This window comes from Streptomyces sp. YS-3 (assembly GCF_045257485.1).
GTDB lineage: Bacteria > Actinomycetota > Actinomycetes > Streptomycetales > Streptomycetaceae > Streptomyces.
Genome location: NZ_JBJHPC010000830.1, coordinates 1 through 2,365, shown reverse-complemented (window position 1 = coordinate 2,365; position 2,365 = coordinate 1). Strand labels below are relative to the sequence as shown.

General features: G+C 67.1%; 2 protein-coding genes. Both read left to right on the top strand.

The window, feature by feature from the left end; translation table 11 throughout:
* Positions 1 to 269 precede the first annotated feature (269 nt).
* Positions 270 to 1,940: a sodium:solute symporter family protein gene (locus tag ACJA3G_RS35310; RefSeq protein WP_406557113.1), complete on the top strand. Its 1,671-nt coding sequence runs from the start codon at positions 270 to 272 to the stop codon at positions 1,938 to 1,940.
* Positions 1,941 to 1,955: 15 nt separating this feature from the next.
* Positions 1,956 to 2,252, top strand: a complete 297-nt coding sequence (locus tag ACJA3G_RS35305) for a hypothetical protein (RefSeq protein ID WP_406557112.1) — start codon at positions 1,956 to 1,958, stop codon at positions 2,250 to 2,252.
* Positions 2,253 to 2,365: the final 113 nt, after the last annotated feature.

Here is a 2,365-nt window from a genome sequence, read left to right as displayed (position 1 = left end):
CCGCAACCCCACGCATCCACGACTCCCACTGCGCGCGTACCCACCACCGACGACCAGGTCTGGTCCAGACCACCGGCCTTGCCGCCTCACGATGGCACGGTGCCGAGGGATACGGAACAGCGCCGCAGGCCACCGGGAGCGGCCCCTCACCCCCTGACACCCCCACTCTCCACCACAATCAAACAAAAACTTCCAACAAAAGTGTTCAGTTTCTCGCCGCTGAGGCGTAGGTTCCGTTCCGATCAGTTCGCTCGACGAAGCGGGTACGTATGCAATCTCTGGCCGCAGGGCTCCGGCTCCCCACCAACGGGCTCGACTACACGATTCTGGCGATCTACTTCGTCGTCGTTCTGGGCATCGGCTTCGCCGCCCGGGCGAGTGTGAAGACCAGCCTCGACTTCTTCCTCTCCGGGCGGTCGCTGCCCGCCTGGGTGACCGGGCTCGCCTTCGTCGCCGCCAACCTCGGCGCGACCGAGATCCTCGGGATGGCCGCGACCGGCGCCCAGTACGGCGTGGCGGTCGTGCACTGGTACTGGATCGGCGCCATCCCCGCCATGGTCTTCCTCGGCCTGGTGATGATGCCGTTCTACTACCGCTCCAAGGTCCGCTCCGTGCCGGAGTTCCTGCTCCAGCGCTTCGACGCCTCCGCGCACCTGCTCAGCTCGGCCCTCTTCGCCTTCGCCGCGATCCTCATCGCGGGCGTGAACCTCTACGCCCTGTCGATCGTCGTGGAGGCGCTGCTCGGCTGGCCGCAGTGGGTGGCCATCGTCGTCGCCGGGCTCTTCGTCCTCGCGTACATCACCGTCGGCGGACTCTCCTCCGCCATCTACAACGAAGTGCTCCAGTTCTTCGTGATCCTCGCCGCGCTCATCCCGCTCGTCGTCCTCGGCCTCAAGCGCGTGGGCGGCTGGGGCGCGCTCAGCGACGACCTGGAGTCCGCGCACGGCCACAACTACCTCACCGCCTGGGGCGGCACCGGTATCGGGCAGAGCAACCCGCTCGGCGCCAACTGGCTGACGATCATCCTCGGGCTCGGCTTCGTGCTCTCCTTCGGCTACTGGACCACCAACTTCGCCGAGGTCCAGCGCGCCCTGTCCGCGAAGAACCTCAGCGCCGCCCGGCGCACCCCGCTGATCGCCGCCTTCCCCAAGATGTTCATCGTCTTCCTGGTGATGATCCCGGGCCTGGTCGCCGCCGCCCTGGTGCCGAAGATCGGCACCCCGGGCTCCGACCTGACGTACAACGACGCCATCCCGTATCTGATGCAGGAGCTGCTGCCCAACGGTGTGCTCGGTATCGCCGTCACCGGTCTGCTCGCCGCCTTCATGGCGGGCATGGCGGCCAACGTGTCGTCGTTCAACACCGTCTTCACCTACGACATCTGGTCCAAGTACGTGAAGAAGGACCGGCCCGACGCGTACTACCTGCGCTTCGGCCGGCTGATCACCGCCGTCGGTGTGCTGGCCTCGATCGGCACCGCGTTCATCGCGTCCAGCTTCTCCAACATCATGGGATACCTCCAGACGCTGTTCTCCTTCTTCAACGTGCCCATGTTCGTGGTCTTCGTCATCGGGATGTTCTGGAAGCGCGCGTCCATGAAGTCCGGTGTCTGGGGGCTCGTCGCGGGCACCACCGCCGCGATGGTCAACTACTTCTGGATCTACAAGCAGGGCGTCGTCTCCATACCCACCGACCAGGGCGCCAACTTCGTCTCCGCGATCGTCGGCTTCGCCGCCGGTGCGATCACCATGGTCGTGGTGACGCTCTTCACCGCCCCCAAGCCCGAGGCCGAGCTCGCCGGCCTGGTGTACGGGACGGCCTCGCCCGGTCTGGAGGAGGCGCCCGGCGAGGGCGACGGCGCCTGGTACCGCAGGCCCGCGCTGCTCGGCTGGGGAGCGGTGGTCCTCGCCGCACTCTGCTACGTGCCCTACTCGCTCTGATCGGAGGCCAGGACCATGTCTGAACTGCAACGCGAAGTCTCCGAGCTGGAGAAGAAGTCCGCCACGGCGGCCCGGCTCTTCGACATCCGCCGGATCATCGGCGGGCTCTTCACCCTGTACGGAGTGATCGTCACCATAGCCGGGCTGACGGCCTCCGACGCCGACCTGGACAAGGCCCAGGGCGTCAACATCAACCTCTGGACCGGGCTGGGCATGCTGGCCCTCGGCCTGTTCTTCCTGGGCTGGCTCTGGCTGCGGCCCCTCGCCCCGCCCGTCCCGCGGGACGAGGAGGACGGGCCGGAAGCGGTCTAGCCCTCGGTCCGCCCGCCGGTGCGCCCGATCCTGGAATTGGAGGGCGAGGAGTACGAGGACGAACTGGACGCACTGACGGACTGGGTCGACGGTTTCCTCATCGACACCTACGG

What these genes read in the sequence shown, in the direction of transcription:
- ACJA3G_RS35310 (WP_406557113.1), top strand. Translation starts at nt 270, where the DNA reads ATGCAATCTCTGGCCGCAGGGCTCCGGCTCCCCACCAACGGGCTCGAC.
- ACJA3G_RS35305 (WP_406557112.1), top strand. Translation starts at nt 1,956, where the DNA reads ATGTCTGAACTGCAACGCGAAGTCTCCGAGCTGGAGAAGAAGTCCGCC.